The 20,799-nt window shown below is 68.4% G+C and carries 16 protein-coding genes and 1 tRNA gene; 6 read left to right on the forward strand and 11 right to left on the reverse strand.

Annotated elements, in window-relative coordinates; translation table 11 throughout:
• Together AC07OC_RS00955 and AC07OC_RS00960 are read right to left on the reverse strand one after the other, a co-directional pair.
• Positions 1–76 (reverse strand) — tRNA-Asn (locus tag AC07OC_RS00955).
• A 125-nt stretch (positions 77–201) separates the two neighbouring features.
• A complete protein-coding gene (locus tag AC07OC_RS00960; protein ID WP_218340967.1) occupies positions 202–624 on the reverse strand; it encodes a YbaN family protein in 423 nt (140 codons plus the stop codon).
• Between the two features lie 101 nt (positions 625–725).
• Between AC07OC_RS00960 and def the strand changes: the two genes are divergently transcribed.
• Complete coding sequence (gene def / locus AC07OC_RS00965; protein ID WP_218294564.1) at positions 726–1,265, forward strand: peptide deformylase; 540 nt, start codon at positions 726–728, stop codon at positions 1,263–1,265.
• Between the two features lie 27 nt (positions 1,266–1,292).
• Here def and AC07OC_RS00970 read toward each other — a convergent pair whose 3' ends face one another.
• The 3 genes from AC07OC_RS00970 to map form a co-directional block, all read right to left on the reverse strand.
• Positions 1,293–1,730 (reverse strand): universal stress protein, encoded by a 438-nt coding sequence (locus AC07OC_RS00970; RefSeq protein WP_218294565.1) that lies wholly within the window; start codon positions 1,728–1,730, stop codon positions 1,293–1,295.
• Between the two features lie 320 nt (positions 1,731–2,050).
• Positions 2,051–4,642, reverse strand: coding sequence for a [protein-PII] uridylyltransferase (locus AC07OC_RS00975; RefSeq protein ID WP_218294566.1), 2,592 nt, complete (start codon positions 4,640–4,642; stop codon positions 2,051–2,053).
• Between the two features lie 99 nt (positions 4,643–4,741).
• Positions 4,742–5,557 (reverse strand): type I methionyl aminopeptidase, encoded by an 816-nt coding sequence (gene map, locus AC07OC_RS00980; protein WP_218294567.1) that lies wholly within the window; start codon positions 5,555–5,557, stop codon positions 4,742–4,744.
• Positions 5,558–5,716: 159 nt separating this feature from the next.
• On the opposite strand from map, the gene purL reads away from it, so the two are divergent.
• Positions 5,717–9,724: a phosphoribosylformylglycinamidine synthase gene (purL, locus tag AC07OC_RS00985; protein ID WP_218340968.1), complete on the forward strand. Its 4,008-nt coding sequence runs from the start codon at positions 5,717–5,719 to the stop codon at positions 9,722–9,724.
• Between the two features lie 203 nt (positions 9,725–9,927).
• Here the strand turns inward: purL and AC07OC_RS00990 are convergent, their stop codons facing one another.
• On the reverse strand, positions 9,928–10,617 hold the full coding sequence (locus AC07OC_RS00990) for a class I SAM-dependent methyltransferase (protein ID WP_218294569.1): 690 nt from the start codon (positions 10,615–10,617) through the stop codon (positions 9,928–9,930).
• Between the two features lie 248 nt (positions 10,618–10,865).
• Here AC07OC_RS00990 and AC07OC_RS00995 point away from each other — a divergent pair, with 248 nt between their 5' ends.
• Positions 10,866–11,855: a DUF808 domain-containing protein gene (locus AC07OC_RS00995; protein WP_218340969.1), complete on the forward strand. Its 990-nt coding sequence runs from the start codon at positions 10,866–10,868 to the stop codon at positions 11,853–11,855.
• A gap of 136 nt (positions 11,856–11,991) precedes the next feature.
• Positions 11,992–12,582 carry an OmpW/AlkL family protein gene (locus AC07OC_RS01000; RefSeq protein WP_218294571.1) on the forward strand — a complete coding sequence of 197 codons (591 nt, stop codon included), beginning with the start codon at positions 11,992–11,994 and terminating at the stop codon, positions 12,580–12,582.
• A gap of 102 nt (positions 12,583–12,684) precedes the next feature.
• Here the strand turns inward: AC07OC_RS01000 and AC07OC_RS01005 are convergent, their stop codons facing one another.
• Positions 12,685–13,317 (reverse strand): LysE family translocator, encoded by a 633-nt coding sequence (locus AC07OC_RS01005; protein WP_218340970.1) that lies wholly within the window; start codon positions 13,315–13,317, stop codon positions 12,685–12,687.
• A complete protein-coding gene (locus AC07OC_RS01010) occupies positions 13,314–13,562 on the reverse strand; it encodes a DUF1272 domain-containing protein (protein ID WP_218340971.1) in 249 nt (82 codons plus the stop codon). Before AC07OC_RS01010 ends, AC07OC_RS01005 begins: the two co-directional genes overlap by 4 nt.
• Positions 13,563–13,889: 327 nt before the next feature.
• Between AC07OC_RS01010 and egtD the strand changes: the two genes are divergently transcribed.
• Both egtD and egtB read left to right on the forward strand, forming a co-directional pair.
• Positions 13,890–14,810 carry an L-histidine N(alpha)-methyltransferase gene (gene egtD, locus AC07OC_RS01015; RefSeq protein WP_218340972.1) on the forward strand — a complete coding sequence of 307 codons (921 nt, stop codon included), beginning with the start codon at positions 13,890–13,892 and terminating at the stop codon, positions 14,808–14,810.
• A gap of 8 nt (positions 14,811–14,818) precedes the next feature.
• Entirely contained in the window at positions 14,819–16,054 is a 1,236-nt protein-coding gene (egtB, locus tag AC07OC_RS01020; RefSeq protein ID WP_218340973.1) for an ergothioneine biosynthesis protein EgtB, read from the forward strand.
• A 27-nt stretch (positions 16,055–16,081) separates the two neighbouring features.
• On the opposite strand, the gene AC07OC_RS01025 is transcribed toward egtB, so the two are convergent.
• From AC07OC_RS01025 to AC07OC_RS01035, 3 genes are all read right to left on the reverse strand, one after another.
• Positions 16,082–16,531 (reverse strand): energy transducer TonB, encoded by a 450-nt coding sequence (locus AC07OC_RS01025; protein ID WP_218294576.1) that lies wholly within the window; start codon positions 16,529–16,531, stop codon positions 16,082–16,084.
• 85 nt (positions 16,532–16,616) lie between these two features.
• Positions 16,617–17,900 carry an O-acetylhomoserine aminocarboxypropyltransferase/cysteine synthase family protein gene (locus AC07OC_RS01030; protein ID WP_218340974.1) on the reverse strand — a complete coding sequence of 428 codons (1,284 nt, stop codon included), beginning with the start codon at positions 17,898–17,900 and terminating at the stop codon, positions 16,617–16,619.
• A gap of 168 nt (positions 17,901–18,068) precedes the next feature.
• Complete coding sequence (locus AC07OC_RS01035) at positions 18,069–20,762, reverse strand: cation-translocating P-type ATPase (protein ID WP_218340975.1); 2,694 nt, start codon at positions 20,760–20,762, stop codon at positions 18,069–18,071.
• Between the last annotated feature and the right edge of the window lie 37 nt (positions 20,763–20,799).

The following is a 20,799-nucleotide window of genomic DNA, read 5'->3' on the forward strand; positions in this document are numbered from 1 at the left end:
TGGCTCCTCGACCTGGGCTCGAACCAGGGACCTACGGATTAACAGTCCGGCGCTCTACCGACTGAGCTATCGAGGAACAAGACTTAGATTATATACATAAAAAATGGGCTCCAGCCGCTTCGCGGATGTGCCCGACGATTTGCACGGTGCCCCGGCCGGGAGTGCGGGGCGCATGCCTGGCTGTAGATGCTGCCCATTCGCTCACTGCGGCTCGGGCCTGCGCCACAGCCAGGCCAGCACGCACGCCATGCAGGTGATGGCGAGCACGGCGATCCAGGTGCGCGTGCCCGTCGCAAACAGCACGATCCCACTCAGCACCATGAGGCACGTGGCGCTCCATTTGGCGCGCCGGCTCACGCAGCCTCCCTGGGCCCAGTTGCGCAAGAGCGGGCCGAACAGGCGGTGGTTCCAGAGCCAGCGGTACAGCCGGGGCGAACTGCGGGCCGCAGCCCATGCCGCCATGAGAATGAACACCGTGGTGGGCAGCCCGGGAACGATGACGCCGATGATGCCCATCACCAGGCACGCCACGGCAAAGACCAGCAGCAGCCAGCGGGCGGGCCATGGCAAGGGGCGCAGGGGCGGGGCCGTGTCGGTGGAGGCCTGGTCTGGAGGAGAGTCCATGCCGGTATTGTGAATGGGCGCGCCGCTGCGCGGCGCGCCGACACGCGCTATGCTGCCGCAGGCTGGCGCGCGCCAGCCGCTTTCGCAGAAATTTCACACCGATGACCATCCACACCATCCTGAAGATGGGCGATCCGCGCCTGCTGCGCGTTGCCCAGCCCGTGACTGCATTCGATACAGACGATCTTCATCTTCTGGTGCGGGACATGTTCGACACCATGCGCTCCGTCAATGGGGCGGGGCTTGCCGCGCCGCAGATTGGCGTGGATCTGCAACTCGTGATCTTTGGCTCCGGCGAACGCAATCCGCGCTACCCCGAGCGTCCGGTGATTCCTCCCACCGTCCTGCTCAATCCCGTCATCACGCCGCTGGGCGATGAAGAAGAGGAGGACTGGGAAGGCTGCCTTTCCGTGCCGGGGCTGCGCGGCAAGGTCCCCCGGTGGGCGCGCATCCGCTACACGGGGTTCGATCCTTACGGCGACCGCATAGACCGCACGGTGGACGGCTTTCATGCCCGTGTGGTGCAGCACGAGTGCGACCACCTCGTTGGCAAGCTGTACCCGATGCGGGTGCGCGATTTCACGCAGTTCGGCTTCACGGAAGTGCTCTTCCCCGATATCAGCGCCGCCGAGGACGACTGACGGACGGAACCAGCGCCCGCTTTGGGGTCAACGGTGCACGAGCACCGGGATCTTGCTGTGCGTGAGGACCTTGAGGGTCTCGCTTCCCAGCAGGATGCCCTGGAGGCCGCGGCGGCCATGCGAGGCCATCAGGATCAGGTCGCAGCCCTGCGCGTGCGCGGCGTCGATGATGGCTTCGTACGGATGGTCGCTGATGCTGGTCAGGGTGTCGCAGGGCACGCTGTACTGTGCCGCGGTCTCCCGGATGTAGTTCAGGACCTCCTCGGCCCTCGCCCGGGCCTGGTCTTCCTGGCTCTTGCGCGTGTGTTCCAGCATGGCGGTGTGGTACGCAAGTGCATGGAATTCGGGCAGGGCATAAAAGCCGGTGACCTTGGCGTGGGCTTCGCGGGCAAAGCGCATGCCGCGCAGGATGGCCGCTTCCGACAGCGCCGTACCGTCGGAGGGCATCAGGATGTGCTTGTACATGCTGGCTCCTTGGGGGCTGCGTGGGCAGTCCCGGCAGGGCGCCGGGTCGCCTGCCCGGGTGCGGTGGCGCAACGCGGCTGGCAGGCACCGTGGGCGCCATGAACGCGCCACATGCATGTGGCTGTTATAGGCTCAAGATGGGCGCAAGGCAAGCGCCAGCCTTGGCGCACTTCAGCATTCGGCAACAGGGGAAAATGCGCCCTGGCGCTTGCTTGGCATGCGATGGATGCTATCAATGGGATAGCATCTTGGCGCGCAGCCTTCTCGTGAGGATCCACCGCCTGCCCGGAGGCCGGAGACGGGATGCGGTAGGCCGCTAGTCAATCAGCCAGCTCGCGCAGCAGTTCGGTCTCGATCTCGATCTGGCGTGCATTGTTCTGCAGTTCGGGGCCCTGGACGAGGAAGGTGTCTTCGACACGTTCGCCCAGGGTGCTGACCTTGGCCAACTGCACGCTCAGGTGGTGCTGCGCCAGGATGCGCGCCACCAGGTACAGCAGGCCCGCACGGTCGCTGGCGGAGATGGCCAGCAGCCAGCGCTGCGCCTTTTCGTCGGGGCGCAGCGTGACGCGCGGGGCGACCGGAAAGCTCTTCACGCGGCGCGACACCCGCCGGCGCGTGGGTTCGGGCAGCGGCCCGCCCGCCTCGATCACGCGCACCAGGTCGCTTTCGACCATATGGGTCAGTTCGCGGTAGTGCCCCGCCTGCGACGAGGCCACCACCTGGAAGGTGTCGAGCGCATAGCCGTTGTTCGCGGTGTGCACGCGCGCATCCAGGATGCTGAAGCCCGCGCGGTCGAAGTAGCCGCAGATGCGCGCGAACAGGTCCGCCTGGTCGGCGGCATACACCATCACCTGCAGGCCATCGCCCGCCAGCGACTGGCGCGCGCGCACCACGGGCCTGGCCGTGCCCACATGGCGCGACAGGTGGCGCGTGTGCCAGGCGATGTCCGCCGCTTCGTGGCGCATGAAGTAGCTCACATCCAGCGTGGCCCACAGGGCCTTGTGGGCCTCGAAGGGCAGGGCGCTCAGGGCCAGCAGCACCAGCGCCTCGCGCTTGCGCGCTTCGATCTCGGCGGCGGCATCCGGCGCCCGGCCACCCAGGGTGCGCAGCGTGGCGCGGTACAGGTCTTCGAGGAGCTTGCCTTTCCAGGCGTTCCAGACCTTGGGGCTGGTGCCACGGATATCGGCCACCGTGAGCAGGTACAGCGCGGTCAGGTAGCGTTCGTTGCCCACGCGCTGGGCGAATGCCGCGATCACGTCCGGGTCGGAGAGGTCTTCCTTCTGGGCGATCCGGCTCATCGACAGGTGTTCGCTGACCAGGAACTCGATGAGCCTGGCGTCTTCGCGGTCCACGCCATGCTGGCGGCAGAAGCGCCGCACCTCGACGGCGCCGATCTGCGAATGGTCGCCGCCGCGGCCCTTGCCGATGTCGTGGAACAGCGCCGCGACGTACAGGATCCACGGCTTGTCCCACCCGCCCGCGAGCTGCGAGCAGAACGGGTATTCGTGCGCGTGCTCGGCCATGAAGAAACGGCGCACGTTGCGCAGCACCATGAGGATGTGCTGGTCGACCGTGTACACATGGAACAGGTCGTGCTGCATCTGCCCCACGATGCCCCGGAAGACCCACAGGTAGCGCCCGAGCACCGAGGTCTGGTTCATGAGGCGCATGGCATGCGTGATGCCCGAGGGCTGCTGCAGGATGCGCATGAAGTTGGCGCGATTGACCGGGTCGCGGCGGAACGCGCCGTCCATCACCCCGCGTGCGTTGTACAGCGCGCGCAGCGTGCGCGCCGACAGGTCCTTGAGCCCCACGGTGGTCTGGTAGAGCAGGAAGGTTTCCAGGATGGCGTGCGGGTCGCGCTCGTACAGGTCGTCGCTGGCCACCTCGATCAGGCCGGCCTTCTCGAAGAAGCGCTCGTTGATGGGGCGCGGCTCGTGGGTCGAGGGGTTCAGGCGTTCCTCAATGTTCAGCAGCAGGATCTGGCTGAGCTGCGACACGGCCTTGGCCGCCCAGTAGTAGCGCCGCATCAGGCTTTCGCTGGCGCGCATGGGCAGGCGCGAGCCGTCGGGCGCCTGCGAGCGGTAGCCGAAGGACTCGGCCACGGCGGTCTGCAGGTCGAACACCAGGCGGTCCTCATGCCGCCCGGCGGCTGCATGCAGGCGCGCGCGGATGAGGCAGAGCACGGCCTCGTTGCGCTCGATCTGGCGCACCTCGAAGGCGGTGGCCATGCCGCTGGCGGCCAGTTCCTTCCAGTTGCGGCCCAGGCCCGCGGCCTGCGCCACCCACAGGATCATCTGCAGGTCGCGCAGCCCGCCGGGCGACTCCTTGCAGTTGGGCTCCAGCGAGTAGGGCGTGTTCTCGTACTTGTTGTGGCGCTGGCGCATCTCCAGCGTCTTGGCCACCAGAAAGGCCTGCGGGTTCATCTGCAGGCGGTACTGGCGCTGGAATTCGGCGAACAGCGCCGCGTTGCCGCACACCAGGCGCGATTCGAGCAACGAGGTCTGCACGGTGACATCGCCCGCGCTTTCGGCCAGGCATTCGGCCACGGTGCGTACGCTGGAGCCGATCTCCAGGCCCGCATCCCAGCAGCTGCCGATGAAGCCCTCCAGCCGCGTGCGCAGCTCGCTGCCGGCCTCGGGGGCGCTTCCATCGGGCATCAGCAGCAGGACGTCGACATCCGAATAGGGGAAAAGCTGGTCGCGCCCGAAGCCGCCCACGGCCACCAGCGCCATGTCCGCTGGGAGCTGCGCCCGCTGCCACAGCGTGTGCAGCAGGGCGCCGGCCAGCGTGGAGAGCTTGCGCAGCAGCACGCGGATGCCACGCGTGGAGGCGCCCGTGGCCTGCAGGGCGGCGAGCAGGGCGGCTTTGTCGCTGCGGTAGGCGTCCCGCAGGGCATGGAGTTCGGTCATGGTCGTGGTGCGCGCGGATAAGGTGCCATGAAAAAAGCCATGCAAGAGTTGTGCGAGCCAGTGTGAATGCCGGTCGCGCAGGCGTTGCCGGGCCGGCCGTCAGGTGGCCGTGGCCGTCACGAAGGCGGGCAGCGCGGGCGAGCCGGCCGACAGGGTCATCACCTCATAGCCCGTCTCGGTCACCAGCACGGTGTGTTCCCACTGCGCCGACAGGCTGTGGTCCTTGGTCACGATGGTCCAGCCGTCGTTGCCGAACTCCTTCACCTCGCGGCGGCCGGCGTTGATCATGGGCTCGATCGTGAAGACCATGCCGGGCACCAGTTCTTCCAGCGTGCCGGGGCGGCCGTAGTGCAGCACCTGGGGTTCTTCGTGGAACTTCTGGCCGATGCCGTGGCCGCAGAACTCGCGCACGATGGAGAAACCCTGGCCTTCGGCGAATTTCTGGATGGCGTGGCCCACGTCGCCCAGGTGGGCGCCAGGCTTCACCTGCAGGATGCCGTGCCACATGGCGTCGAAGGTGATCGCGCACAGGCGCTTGGCGGCAATGGAGCACTCGCCGATCTGGTACATGCGGCTGTTGTCGCCGTACCAGCCGTCCTTGGTGATCACGGTCACGTCCACGTTGACGATGTCGCCCTTCTTGAGCGGCTTGTCGTTGGGGATGCCGTGGCACACCACATGGTTGACCGAGGTGCACAGCGAGGCGGGGTAGGGCGGGTAGCCGGGCGGCTGGTAGCCCACGGTGGCCGAGATGGTGCCCTGCTGGGCCATGCATTCGGCACCCAGGCGGTCGATTTCCTTGGTGGTGATGCCGGGCTTGATGTGGGGGGCGATGTAGTCCAGCACTTCGGAGGCCAGGCGGCACGCGAGGCGCATGCCGGCAATGTCTTCTGCGCTTTTGATGGTGATGCTCATGGCGTAATTATCCCATCGCCCCCCGCCGGCTGCTTGGAGGCGGGCGGCGGCCCTGGTCCGCCCGGTAAAATGCCGGGCTGTCCACCCGCATGCCCAGGCCAGAGCCCGGGCCCGGGTCGGCGCCTCGACCGTACCCCTCACACCCAACAGGCCGCTACCGTGACCTTGCACATGACCACGCTGGCGGGCGGCAACGCCCTCAGCACCTTCCGCGCCCAGCAACTCCAACCCGCCCTGGAGGCCATCCACCCCAAGATCAGCGGCATTGCAGCGCGCTTCGTGCACCTTGTCGCCACCGACGCGCCCCCCACGCCCGCCGACCATGAGCGCCTGGCCGCCCTGCTGACCTATGGCGACCCCTATGCGGGCCCCGCCGAGGGCACCGCCATCATCGTCACCCCCCGCCTGGGCACGCTGTCGCCCTGGGCGTCCAAGGCGACCGACATCGCCCGCAACTGCGGCATCGCCATCCGCCGCGTGGAGCGCATCACCGAATACCGCATCAGCCTCAAGGCCGGCCTGCTGGGCAAGGCGCCCGAGCTGACGGCCGAGCAACTGGCCCAGGTGGCCGCCCTGCTGCACGACCGCATGACCGAGTCCGTGGTGGCCGACCGCGCCGCCGCCGCCGCGCTGTTCACCGAGCTGCAGCCCGCCGCCATGGAGCATGTCAACGTGCTCGGCGGTGGCCGCGGTGCGCTGGAGGCGGCCAACACCCGTTTCGGCCTGGCCCTGGCCGAGGACGAGATCGACTACCTGGTCAACGCCTTCACGGGCCTCGCGCGCAACCCCACCGACGTGGAGCTGATGATGTTCGCGCAGGCCAACAGCGAGCACTGCCGCCACAAGATCTTCAACGCCCAGTTCACCATCGACGGCGTGGCGCAGGAAAAATCGCTGTTCGGCATGATTCGCAACACCCACCAGCTGGCGCCCCAGCACACGGTGATCGCGTATTCGGACAACGCCTCGGTCATGGAAGGCGGCGAGGTCGAGCGGTTCGTGGCCAAAATGGCCTCTACCGCTGATTCAGCGGGCGCTACCAGCTATCAAAAAAGTAGCGCCACCCAGCACGTGCTGATGAAGGTGGAAACGCACAACCACCCCACCGCCATCTCTCCCTTCCCGGGCGCATCCACCGGGGCGGGCGGCGAGATCCGCGACGAAGGCGCCACCGGCCGGGGCTCCAAGCCCAAGGCCGGCCTCACGGGGTTCACCGTGTCCAAGCTCTGGGGCAGCACGGTCGGCAAGCCCGAGCACATCGCCAGCCCGCTGCAGATCATGGTGGAAGGGCCCCTGGGCGGCGCGGCGTTCAACAACGAATTCGGCCGTCCCAACCTGGCGGGCTACTTCCGCGAGTACGAGCAGGAAGTCGCTGGCGTGCAGCGCGGCTACCACAAGCCCATCATGATCGCCGGCGGCGTGGGCGTGATCGACGCGGGCCTGACGACAAAGATCGAGTTCCCCGCTGGCTCGCTGCTCATCCAGCTGGGCGGCCCCGGCATGCGCATCGGCATGGGCGGCAGTGCCGCCAGCTCCATGGCCAGTGGCACCAACGCCGCCGAACTGGACTTCGACTCCGTGCAGCGCGGCAACCCCGAGATCGAGCGCCGCGCCCAGGAGGTCATCAACCACTGCTGGGCGCAGGGCGCCGCCAACCCCATCCTCGCCATCCACGACGTGGGTGCGGGCGGCCTCTCGAACGCCTTCCCCGAGCTCACGAACGACGCCGGCCGTGGCGCTCGCTTCGACCTGCGCGCCGTGCCGCTCGAAGAATCGGGCATGGCGCCCAAGGAAATCTGGAGCAACGAAAGCCAGGAGCGCTACGTGCTGGCCATCGCGCCCGAGTCGCTGCCGCTGTTCAAGGCGTTCTGCGAGCGCGAGCGCTGCCCCTTCGCCGTGATCGGCACGGCCACCGAGGAACGCCAGCTGGTGCTGCAGGACACCGCCGTGGAGGCGGGCGACCAGAAGCTGCCGGTGGACATGCCCATGAACGTGCTGCTGGGCAAGCCGCCCAAGATGCACCGCGACGTGGCCACGGTGCAGCGCCAGTTCGCGCCCATCGACCTGACCGGCGTCCCGCTGCAAAAGGCCGTGATCGACGTGCTGGCCCATCCCACGGTGGCGTCCAAGCGTTTTCTCATCACCATCGGCGACCGCACCGTGGGCGGCCTGTCGCACCGCGACCAGATGGTCGGCCCCTGGCAGGTGCCGGTGGCGGACTGCGCGGTGACGCTGGCCGACTACAAGGGCTTTGCGGGCGAGGCGATGAGCATGGGCGAGCGCACGCCGCTGGCCGCGATCAACGCACCCGCATCGGGCCGCATGGCCGTGGCCGAGGCCATCACCAACCTGCTGGCCGCGCCCATCGAGCTGCCGCGTGTGAAGCTGTCCGCCAACTGGATGGCCGCGTGTGGCGAGCCCGGCGAAGACGCTGCCTTGTACGAGACCGTGAAGGCCGTGGGCATGGAGCTGTGCCCGGCGCTGGGCGTGTCCATCCCCGTGGGCAAGGACAGCCTGTCGATGCGCACGCAGTGGAACGACGGCAGCGACAAGAAAAAGGTCACGTCCCCCGTGAGCCTGATCGTGAGCGCGTTCGCGTCGCTCTCCGACGTGCGCGGCACGCTCACGCCCCAGCTTAATGCCACCGAGGATGACACCACCCTGGTGCTGATCGATCTGGGCAAGGGCCAGAACCGCATGGGCGGCAGCATCCTGGGCCAGACGCTGGAACAAAGCGGCGACGTGGTGCCCGACGTGGACGATCCGCAGGACCTGGTGAACCTGGTCAACGCCGTGAACGCGCTGCGCGCCAAGGGCCATGTCCTGGCCTACCACGACCGCAGCGACGGCGGCCTGCTGGCGGCGGCGGCCGAGATGGCCTTTGCGGGCCATGTGGGCGTGGCGCTCAATGTGGACATGCTCGTGACCGAAGGCGACGGCATCAGCGACAGCCGCATGGAGACCGGGGATGCCAAGAACTGGGCGCAGCAGGTCAGCGCGCGCCGCGAGGAGCTCACGCTCAAGGCCCTGTTCAACGAAGAACTGGGCGTGCTGCTGCAGGTGCGCACCGCAGAGCGCAACGATGTGATGCAGGTGCTGCGCGAGCACGGCCTGTCCAGATTCAGCCACTTTGTCGGCAAGACGCGTCCGCAATCGTCGGGCATCGACGCCGGCAAGGGCGAGCTGCAGGTCTGGCGCGATGCCAAGGCCGTGTTCAGCGCCAAGCTCACCGACCTGCACCAGGTGTGGGATGCCGTGAGCTGGAAAATCTGCCAGCAGCGCGACAACCCCGCGACCGCGGACTCCGAGCACGCCGCCGCGGGCGCGGCCGCCGACCCCGGGATGCATGTGCACCTCACGTTCGACGCGGCCGACAACGTGGCGGCGCCGTTCCTGAACCTGGCCAAACCCCGGGTCGCGATCCTGCGCGAGCAGGGCGTCAATTCGCACATCGAGATGGCCTACACCTTCACCGAGGCCGGCTTCGAGGCCTACGACGTGCACATGACCGACCTGCAGACCGGCCGCGTCAAGCTCGAAGACTTCAAGGGCGTGGTCGCCTGCGGCGGCTTCAGCTACGGCGACACGCTGGGGGCCGGCATCGGCTGGGCGCGCAGCATCACCTTCAACCCCGTGCTGGCCGAGCAGTTCCAGGGCTTCTTCGGCCGCACCGACACCTTTGGCCTCGGGGTGTGCAACGGATGCCAGATGTTTGCCGAACTGGCGGACATCATCCCGGGTGCGCAGGACTGGCCACGCTTCACCACCAACCAGAGCGAGCGCTTCGAGGCCCGCCTGTCGATGGTGGAGGTGCTGGAGTCTCCCAGCCTGTTTTTCGCGGGCATGGCGGGCAGCCGCCTGCCGATCGCCGTGGCGCACGGCGAGGGCTATGCCAACTTCAAGTACCGCGGCAACGCCGGCGCGGCCATCGCCGCGATGCGTTTCGTGGACAACCACGGCGCGCCCACCGAGCAATACCCGTTCAACCCGAACGGCAGCACGGGTGGCATGACCGGCGTGACCACGGCGGACGGCCGTTTCACGGCCATCATGCCGCACCCCGAGCGCGTGTTCCGCAACGTGCAGATGAGCTGGACCTCGGGCGACCGCAGCGAACTCAGTCCCTGGATGCGCATCTGGCGCAATGCCCGCAAGTGGGTGGGGTGACGTAGCACATCCTGCGGAGTCGCTTCGCGCCTTCCCCCTTCTCTCAATGGCTTGCCATGCGGGAAGGGGGCAGCCGGTGCACGCCCGCAAAGTGCCGCATACGCAGCTTGGCGGCCCTTGCACGGCTGCACGGGCGTTTGGGCTGCGCGGGCCCGGCGGGCTGCTGGCGGCGCTGTCGCGCCGGGCTGCCCGGCAAGTCCTGCTCAGGCCACTGCAGGGGCGCGCTGATACACCAGCAGCCGCCCTTTGTACGCCGGAACATCGGCCAGCGCGGGGTGGTCCAGGCGCTCTTCCACCACGTCAAAACGCAGCGCGGCCATCTGCTTGCTGAAGGCGGAGCGGTTGCCGCGGTTGGGGTCCACGATCCAGATCTGCGCGCTTTCGGCCGCATGGCGGTCGAGGAAGTTGGCCAGGCTGCCTCGTGCGTCGCGCTCGTACAGGACGTCGCTGCCCATGATGAGGTCGAACCGGCCTTGCACATCGGCGCAGGTGTCGGTCAAGTCGGCTCCCCATTGCCCGGTGCGGTACTTGAGCGGCGACATGCCGTTGAGCCGCACGTTCTCCAGCAGGAAGGCCGATGCCAGGGGGTGGCAGTCGCTGGCGGTCACGTCCACGCCGCGCCGGTGGCACACCAGGCTGGCCAGGGCCAGGCCGCAGCCGATCTCCAGCACGCGCTCGCCGCTTCGCAGGGGGCGGCTGGCCATGCGGTGCGCCAGCTGGGCCCCCGATGGCCACAGCAGGCCGAACAGCGGCCAGGCGGCGGAAGAGATGCCCAGCGCTTCGGCGGCACCCTCCGGGTCGGAAAACTGCTGCTTGTCCAGGAGCGAGCGGATGATCAGGTCTGCCGCGCCGGTGATGGCGATGTCTTCTTGCTTGGTCAGGTAGCCGGGCATGGCATGGGCGTGAAGCCCGTGCAGGGGGACAAGCCCCGGGGACCCCAAAGTGGTGGGTGAGGGCGCGAGTATGCGCCTTGCGCGCCACAGCCCCCGTGGCGGGCCGCGAGGAGGGCACGGCGACGGCCTGCGCAAAAGGCTCCCGGGGCCGGGGGGCGGGCGCAAACGAAGACCGTGCGTTGCTATAGTCCAGCCCACGCGCGGCGGCACGCATGCCGCCTTTTCCATTGCTATCTCAAGGACTTCCCATGGCCTCTGGCAGCCTGCTTGCCCTGTTGGACGACATCGCCACCATCCTCGACGACGTGGCCCTGATGACCAAGGTGGCCGCCAAGAAGAGCGCGGCCATGGCGGACGACGTCTCGGTCATGACGAAGGTGGCCGCGCAGAAGACGGCCGGCGTGCTGGGCGACGACCTGGCCCTCAATGCCCAGCAGGTCACGGGGGTGCGCGCCGAGCGCGAGATTCCGGTGGTGTGGGCCGTGGCCAAGGGGTCGTTCATCAACAAGGTGATCCTGGTGCCCGCGGCCTTGCTGATCAGCGCGTTCGCGCCCTGGGCCGTGACGCCGCTGCTCATGATTGGCGGTGCCTTCCTGTGCTTTGAAGGCTTTGAAAAAGTCGCCCACAAGCTGCTGCACGCCCCCCACGAAGACGCCGCCGAGCATGAAAGCCATGTGCTGGCCAATGCCAACCCCGCGGTGGACCTGGTGGCGTTCGAGAAGGACAAGATCAAGGGCGCGGTGCGCACCGACTTCATCCTGTCGGCAGAGATCATCGCCATCACGCTGGGGACCGTGGCGTCGGCGCCGTTTGTGCAGCAGGTCACCGTGCTGTCGGGCATCGCGGTCATCATGACCATCGGCGTATATGGCCTGGTGGCCGGCATCGTCAAGCTCGACGACCTGGGCCTGTGGCTGAACGGCAAGGCCAGCGCCGTGGCCAGGGCGGTGGGCTCGGGCATCCTGCGGGCCGCGCCGTGGCTCATGAAGGGCCTGTCCGTGGCGGGCACCGCCGCCATGTTCCTCGTGGGCGGCGGCATCCTGGTGCATGGAGTGCCCGCGCTGCACCATGCGGTGGATGCCGCTGGCGAGGCCGCCGCGCAATGGCCGGTGGGCGCCCTCTGGCATGTGCTGGTGCCCAACCTGCTCAACGCGGTGGTCGGCATCGTGGCGGGAGGCTTGGTGCTCGCAGCCGTCACGCTGGTGCAGCGCCTGCGCGGGAAATCCGCCGCGCATTGACAAGGGCAGGCCGTTTTTCTTGATGTATGTCTAAGGGTTAATACGAGGGGCTTGAGATAGGGCAAGGCCGGTCGAGGGGCATGGCGGTTCAATGGATGCACGGGGGTCGTCCCCGTCCAACCGATGTGAAATCACCATGAAAAAGAACCTGCTGGCAGTAGCCGCCCTCTGCGCCCTGGCTTCCGGCGCCGCCCTGGCGCAACAGGCTGAAGGACCCTGGATGGTCCGCGCGCGCGCCGTGCACCTGGACAGTGCCAACAAGGACAGCACGCCCCTGGGCCTGACCATCAACGACAAGACCATCCCCGAAGTCGATGTCACGTACTTCTTCAACAAGAACATCGCGGCCGAACTGATCCTGACCGTGCCGCAAAAGCACACGCTGAGCGCCTCCGGCACGGCCATCGGCTCGCTCAAGCACCTGCCGCCCACGCTGCTGCTGCAATACCACTTCGATGCACCCGGCTTCAAGCCCTATGTGGGCGCGGGCCTGAACTACACGCGCTTTTCCGGCGTGAAGCTGCCCGCCGGCGTGGACATTGACCGCAACAGCTTCGGCCCCGCGCTGCAGGTGGGCGTGGACATTCCGCTGCAGAAGAATCTGTACCTCAACTTCGACCTGAAGAAGGTCTTCATCAAGACCGACGTGACGGCAGGCGGCGCCAAGCTGGGCACCTTCAAGGCAGACCCCGTGCTGGTGGGCGTGGGCCTGGGCTGGAGGTTCTAGCCAGGCTCCCCCTGAGGGGGACGCCTGCGGTGGACCGGCAAAGCCGGATCCACGGTGGCGCTCGCGTTGACGGTGCGCCAGTTTTCATCGGCTATGACGGATCTACGTCCGTCGGTAGAAGGCCAGCGATCCGGCCAGGGCCAGCAGCGCGCCGCCGCAGCAGCGGTCCAGCCACAGCACCGCGCGGCGGTGCAGCAGCTTGACGGCGCGCGCCCCGATGGCGGCGTAGGCCAGCATCACGGCGAAGTCCAGGCCCGCGAACACGGCTGCAATGGCGGCGTACTGCGGCCATTGTGGTGCGCTGGCATCGATGAATTGCGGCATCAGCGCCGAGCAGAACAGGTATCCCTTGGGGTTGGTCACCGCGACCAGGAAAGAGCGCGTGAAGATGCCGCGCGGCGTGGCCGCAGGCCCGGCGGCCGCGCCGTCCGCTGCGGCCAGGTCCAGCCCCCCCTGCGAGCGCAGCAGCCGCAAACCCAGCCAGGCCAGGTAGGCCGCGCCCAGCCATTTCACCACCGAAAACCAGAACTCGGACGCCGCCAGCAGCGCGCCCAGACCCAGCGCCACGGCACCGACCAGCACAAGATCCGACGCCACGGCGCCCAGCATGCCGGGCAGCGACCGGCGCACGCCATAGCGCGATCCGTTGGCCAGCGCCAGCAGCACCGTGGGGCCGGGCGTGGCGATGGCCACCAGGGCCACCAGCGAGAAGACCAGCAGGGTCGCGAGCGTCATGCCATCACCCCGCAGCCCTGGGGCTTGAGCACCCGCTCGGTGGATGCGGGGTATTTCGCCAGCCTGGAGGCGGGTCGGCGCGGGCGCTGCACGAGGTCGCCCCCGCAGTTGGGGCACACGTGGCCCAGCCGGGCGCCGGCGCAGTCGCTGCAGAACGTGCACTCGAAGGTGCAGATGCGCGCGTTGGTGGCATCGGGCGGCAGGTCCTTGTCGCAGCATTCGCAGTTGGGGCGCATCTGAAGCATGGCAGGGTCCTTGTGAGAAGTCCGTGGGAAGGGCGAGCGTATGCCGGGCGCGCGCCGTTCACAAGGTACAGATGGACCCGTGCCGGGCAGTACACCCCGTCCGCGGCGGCCCCTGGCGGCTGCGCCGCCGGCTTCCGCACCCGAAGGCCCGCCCGCGCCATGGGGATTTGGCCTACACACGGCGCCATCGGCTCGGCTCACAATGGCGGACGCGGTGGGGCTTCGCGCCCTTGCCTGGGTACGTGGCAGCCTGGCGGGCATTGGGCTCCCGGGACGGCCCCGTCGGACAGAACCAGCGGCATTGCCGCGCAAGACGTTTCAAGACCCATGCCTTTGCCCAGCCCCAACGACGACATCACGCGTGGCCTGAACCAGCGGCCCGCGAGCATTTCCCCCAAGTATTTCTACGACCAGCACGGCTCGCAGCTGTTCGAGGAAATCACCCGCCTGCCCGAGTACTACCCCACGCGCACCGAAACCGCCCTCATGCAGCAGCATGCGGCCGACATCGCGCAGGCCGTGGGCACGGGGCGCACGCTGGTGGAGCTGGGGGCTGGCAACTGCCAGAAGGCGCGCACGCTGTGCCGGCTGGTGCAGCCCGCGTGCTTCGTCGGCGTGGATATCTCGGCGGACTTCCTGCAGGCGGCGGTGCGGGGCCTGCGCGACGATTTTCCGGGGCTGGACGCGCGGGCCGTGGGCGGCGACATGACCCAGGGCGTGGCCCTGCCCGAGGACATTCCGCGCACGGGACGGCTGGTGTTCTACCCGGGCTCGTCCATCGGCAACTTCGACCCGCCGCACGCGCTGGATTTGCTGGCCCACATGCGCGAGCTGATCGACGATGACGGTGGCCTGCTCATCGGCATCGACCTGCCCAAGGACGTGGAGGTGCTGGAAGCGGCCTACGACGACGCCGCCGGCGTGACCGCCGCCTTCAACCGCAATGTGCTGCGGCATGTGAATCGATTGATCGGCAGCGATTTCGATGTGGACCAGTGGCGGCACCGGGCGTTCTTCAACCCGGGCGAGTCGCGCATCGAGATGCACCTGGAAGCGATGGCTGACTCCGAGGTGCGCTGGCCCGGTGGCGGGCGCAGGTTCGACCAGGGCGAGCGCATCCACACCGAAAACAGCTACAAGTACCCGCTGCACGTGTTCACCGACATGCTGGCGCGCGCAGGCTTCTCGCAGGCCCAGGCGTGGACGGACGACCGTGGCTGGTTTGCCGTGGTGCACGCCAGACCCTGAGGGCCTGTATGACCAATATGGATTTTTGCTCCCCGCTCGCCGTGCTGCTGTCGCGCTACGGGGCCGTGCGGGATCACACCGTGGCCTTGGTGGCGCCGCTGTCGGCCGAGGACTGCGGCGCGCAGTCCATGCCCGATGCCAGCCCGGCCAAATGGCACTTGGCGCACACCACCTGGTTCTTCGAGACCTTTGTGCTCGAGCCGAACGAGCCGGGCTTCGCGCCCTTCGAGCCCGCGTTCCGCGTGCTGTTCAACTCCTACTACAACGGCGTGGGCGCCAAGCACCCGCGCCCGCAGCGGGGGCTGCTGACGCGCCCGCCGCTGGACGAGGTGCTGGCCTACCGCGCCGATGTGGACCGGCGGATGGCGCGCCTGGTGCCCGCCGTGCTGCAGAACGCCGCGCTGTGTGCGCTGATCGAGCTGGGCCTGCAGCACGAGCAGCAGCACCAGGAACTGCTGGTGACGGACATCAAGCACCTGCTGTCGTGCAACCCTGTGCATCCCGCCTATGGCGCCGCCGTGGTGCCCGTCGGCGACCAGGCGCTCGTACCGGCGGCCAGGCCCCTGGGCTGGCGGCATCTGGAAGGCGGGCTGGTGGAGGTGGGCCATGGCGGAGACGGCTTCGCCTTCGACAACGAAAGCCCTCGCCACCGCGCCTACCTGGCGCCGTACGCACTGGCCTCGCGGCTGGTGACCAACGCGGAATGGATGGCCTTCGTGGAAGGTGGGGGCTACGACAACCCCGCCCACTGGCTGGCCGAAGGCTGGGACTGGCGCGTGGCCCAGGGGCTTCGGCACCCCTTGTACTGGCACCGGCGGGACGACGGCGCCTGGCACGAGTTCACCCTGGCGGGTCTGCGGCCCGTGCAGAGCGCGATGCCGGTTGTGCACCTGTCGTACTACGAAGTGGACGCCTATGCGCGCTGGGTGGGCGCACGCCTGCCCACGGAAGCCGAATGGGAGCATGCCGCGCAGACCGCAGGGACAACTGGCGCGCATGGCCTGGAGCAGCTGTTCGGCGCGGCCTGGCAATGGACGCAGTCGAGCTACGCCGCCTACCCAGGCTTTCGCACGGCCGACGGCGCCGTGGGCGAGTACAACGGCAAGTTCATGGTCAACCAGTACGTGCTGCGCGGCAGCTCCTGCGCCACGCCGCCCGGGCATGCGCGCAGCACCTACCGCAACTTCTTCCCGGCCACGGCCCGCTGGCAGTACACGGGTGTGCGGCTGGCTCGTGACGCATGAGCGGCTTTGCGGCGGTATCTGGCGCGCTCAGGGTTCCATGCGGAAGGTGTGCTGCAGCACCAGGCGGGCGGGCTCCCCATTGCGCAGCAGCGGCGCAAATTTCCAGCGGCGCACCGCATCGATCGCCGGCTTGTGCAGCGCATCCTCCCCCGTTCCTGACAGCACGCGCGCGGTGCCGACCAGCCCGCTGGGCATGATCTCGAACGACACCGTCACATCGCCGCGCGCTTTGAGCGAGGTGTCATTCAGGAGGAAGGACGGGTAGCGCGGCAGCGGTGCCTCCAGCAGCGTCAAAGGCGCATCCAGCGGAGGCGAAACCTGCTTTTGCAGCAGTTGCTCGTCCTCCTTCTGGCGGAAGCTGGTGACGTGGGATTCGGTCACATCCACTCCGCGCGGCGGGATGGATGATGTGGAGCTGCAGCCGGCCAGAATCAGCAGGCCGAGAGTGACCGGGGCAAGAGGGGATAGGCGGGACATGGCGATCTTGAATCAGGGAGCGCCCCGCGATTCGCGGGGCAGGTCCTCCAGTATCCCGCAACTGGCGTCGGCTGTTGCCGTACGCTCAAACAGCCTCGAGTGCCTGCACCAGGTCGGCCTGCAGATCATCGACGTGCTCGATGCCCACCGACAGCCGCACCATGCTCTCGCTCACCCCCGCCTTGGCCAGCTCTTCGGGGTTGAGCTGGCGGTGCGTGGTCGATGCGGGGTGCGTGGCCAGCGATTTTGCGTCGCCGATGTTCACCAGGCGGGTGAAGAGCTGCAGCGCGTCGAGGAAGCGTGCACCGGCAGCCCGCGGGTCCGCATCGGTGCTCTTGAGCCCGAAGCTCAGGATGCCGGATGCCTTGCCGCCGGATTGCCGCTGCACCAGCGCGTGGTCCGGGTGGTCTGGCAGGCCCGCGTAGCGCACCCATTCCACCTTGGGGTGGCTTTGCAGGTACTTCGCCAGCGCCAGCGTGTTCTCGCAGATGCGGTCCATGCGCAGGGCCAGGGTTTCGATGCCTTGCAGGATCAGGAAGGCGCTTTGCGGCGACAGCGCCGCGCCCGTGTTGCGCAGCGGCACCACACGCGCGCGGCCGATGAAGGCGGCGGGGCCCAGCGCCTCGGTGTAGACCACGCCGTGGTAGCTCACATCGGGCTCGTTCAGGCGCGGGAAGCGGGCCTTGTGCTCGGCCCACGGGAACTTGCCGCTGTCCACGATGGCGCCGCCCACGCTGTTGCCGTGGCCGCCCAGGTACTTGGTGAGCGAATGCACCACGATGTCGGCGCCGTGCTCGATGGGGCGCAGCAGGTAGGGGCTGGGCACGGTGTTGTCCACGATCAGCGGCACGCCGTGGTCATGCGCCACCTTGGCGATGGCTGCGATGTCGGTCACGTTGCCCAGCGGGTTGCCGATGGACTCGATGAAGATCGCCTTGGTGCGCGCGTCGATGTGCTGCGCGAAGCTGGCCGGGTCGCGCGGGTCGGCAAAGCGGGTGGTGATGCCCTGCTGCGGCAGGGTGTGGGCAAACAGGTTGTAGGTGCCGCCATACAGCGTGCTGGCCGACACAATGTTGTCGCCTGTCTCGGCAATGGTCTGGATGGCATAGGTGATGGCCGCCATGCCCGAGGCCACGGCCAGCGCGGCGATGCCGCCTTCGAGCGCCGCGACGCGCTTTTCGAGCACGTCGGTGGTGGGGTTCATGATGCGGGTGTAGATGTTGCCCGGCACCTTCAAATCGAACAGGTCGGCGCCATGCTGGGCGCTGTCAAACGCGTAGGCCACCGTCTGGTAGATGGGCACGGCCACGGCCTTGGTGGTGGGGTCGGGGCTGTAGCCAGCGTGTACGGCCAGGGTCTCGATTCTCATGAAGGCTGTCTCTTTCGTTGAAGGGAAGGGAGTGGCACCACCGGGCTCCACGCATGGCTGGGCGTTGCCGATGTGCCGATGGCGCGGGCCATTCTGGCACTGCTGGCCCGTGGCGTCATCGAATCGTTGGCTATGTGCTTATGACGTTCTTGTGCGCCGTGGGCTCTTTCAGTCAGAAGGCTCGTCCATGGCGCTGTCCATGGGCTCTGGGGTGGTGCGCCGGGCCTGCTGGCTGCGGCGCCAGGCCTTCTCGATTTCCACCACTACCAGTACCACCAGCGCGGCGCCAACGCACACAGCCAGCTCGCCCAGGCTCAGCGGCTCGGTGCGGAAGATGGGGTTGAGCCAGGGCACGTAGATGGTGGCCATCTGCAGCGCAAAGGTGAGCAGCACGGCGTAGAGCAGCGGGCGGTTGCTCAGCAGGCCCAGGCGCCAGATGGGTTCGGATTCGGAGCGGATGGCGATGACATGCGCCATCTGCGCGAGCGTGAGCACGGTGAACACCATGGTCTGCCAGTGCGCGTGGCCGGTGTGCAGGGCCCAGGCCTGCACCGCCAGGCACAGCCCGCCGATGAGCAGGCCCACGCCCAATATGTGCTGCCACATGCCATGGGCAAACAGGCTTTCGCGCGGCGCGCGGGGCGGGCGCTGCATGATGCCGCGCTCGGCCGGTTCGGCCGCCAGCGCCAGGCCGGGCAGGCCGTCTGTGACCAGGTTGACCCACAGGATGTGGATGGGCAGCAACGGAATGGGCAGCAGCAACAGCGGCGCGAGGAAGATGGTCCAGATCTCGCCCGAGTTGCCCGTCATCGCGTAGCGCACGAACTTGCGGATGTTGTCGTAGATGCGGCGGCCTTCGCGCACGGCCGCGACGATGGTGGCGAAGTTGTCGTCCAGCAGCACCAGGCTCGAGGCCTCGCGCGCCACGTCGGTGCCGCCCTGGCCCATGGCCACGCCGATGTCGGCGCGCTTGAGCGCCGGGGCATCGTTTACGCCATCGCCCGTCATGGCCACAAAGTGGCCCTGGGCCTGCAGCGCCTCGACGATGCGGATCTTCTGCGCCGGGTCCACGCGGGCGTACACCTGCACCTGCTCCACCTTCGCCCGCAGCGCGGCGTCGTCGAGCGTGGCCAGGTCGGCGCCGGTAAGCACCGGGGCATCGCTACGCTTCACAATGCCCAGGCGGTGCGCAATGGCGCGCGCAGTGGCGGGGTGGTCGCCCGTGATCATCACCGGCGTGATGCCCGCGCTGATGCAGTCGCGGACCGCGGCCTGGGCCTCGGCGCGCGGCGGGTCGATGAGGGCGATCAGGCCCAGCAGCTCCAGCTGGTTTTCCACCGCGTCGATGTCGTTGGTGTCGGGCAGGCGGGCGTGGCTGCGGCGCGCCAGGGCCAGCACCCGCAGGCCCTGTGCGGCAAGCTGCTGGGCGGCGGCGAGGACCTTGGCGGTGTCCAGTGCGGCAGCGCCGTCGGGCGTCCAGTGGGCGGTGCACCGGGGCAAGACCGACTCCGGCGCACCCTTGGTGTAGGCCACGTAGCCGTCCGCCACGCGGTGGAAGGTGGTCATGCGCTTGCGGTCGGAGTCGAACGGCTGCTCCTGCACGCGAGGGAACTCGATGTCGAGCAGGGCCTTGTCCATCCCGCCGGAGCGGGCTGCCAGCACCAGTGCGGTTTCGGTGGGGTCCCCCAGCCACTGCGTGCCTGGGGCGTCGCCATCGCTTCGCGCCTGTAGCGTGGCGTCGTTGCACAGCGCGGCGGCGCGCAAGGCCTCGGCATGGGCGGGGCCGGGCAGGGGGTCGCCGGGCACCCAGCGCACACCGTGGGCCAGCAGCAGCTCGGCATGCATGCGGTTTTGCGTCAGGGTGCCGGTCTTGTCCGAGCAGATGGTGGTGACCGAGCCCAGGGTCTCCACCGATGGCAGGCGCCGCACCAGCGCATGCACGGCCACCATGCGGCGCGCGCCCAGAGCCAGCAGCACCGTGACCACGGCAGGCAGGGCCTCGGGGATGGCGGCCACGGCCAGACTGATGGCGGTGAGGGCCATCAGCAGCGGCGCCTCGCCGCGCAGCACACCCACCACAAAGATCACGAGGCAGATGCCCAGCACCGCCAGCGCCAGCCGTTTGCCAAAGGCTGCGAGGCGCAACTGCAGCGGCGTGCTGCGGTCGCCGGTGTCGAGCAGCGTGGCCACCTTGCCCAGCTCGGTGTGCATGCCGGTGGCCACCACCAGGCCACGCGCCCGGCCGTGGGTGGCGGTCGTGCCCTTGAAGGCCATGTTGGTGCGGTCGCCCAGCGCGCCCACGTTCTCGGCCGCCAGGGCTTCGGTCTGCTTGGCCACGGTGACGGACTCGCCCGTGAGGGCGGATTCATCCACCTGCAGCTGCGCAATCTCGATCAGCCGCAGATCGGCCGGGATCTGGTTGCCCGCCTCCAGCAGCACGATGTCACCCGGCACCAGCGCCCTGGCGGGCACCACCTGCACGGCTCCGCTGCGCAGCACCGTGGCGTGCGCCGCCGCCAGCTGGCGCAGCGCGGCCATGGCCTGGTCGGCGCGCCAGGCCTGCACAAAGCCGATGACGGCGTTGAGCACCACGATGACGAGGATGACCAGCGTGTCGGTGACCTCGCCCACCAGGCCCGAGATGACGGCCGCACCCAGCAGCACCAGCACCATGAAGTCCTTGAACTGGTCGGCCAGCAGGCGCCACCAGGGGCGGTCTTGCCCTGCCGCCAGTTCGTTGGCTCCGTGGATGGCGCTGCGGCGCAGGGCTTCGTCGGCGTGCAGGCCTGCGTCAGGGTTGACGCCATGGGCCTGGGCCACGGCCTCGGTGGGGTGCAGGTGCGGGGCGGTGGATGGGGACATGCGGCGATCGGTGAGACGGGCCGCACGCCCGCGCAAG

This window comes from Acidovorax sp. GW821-FHT10E04 (assembly GCF_059415185.1).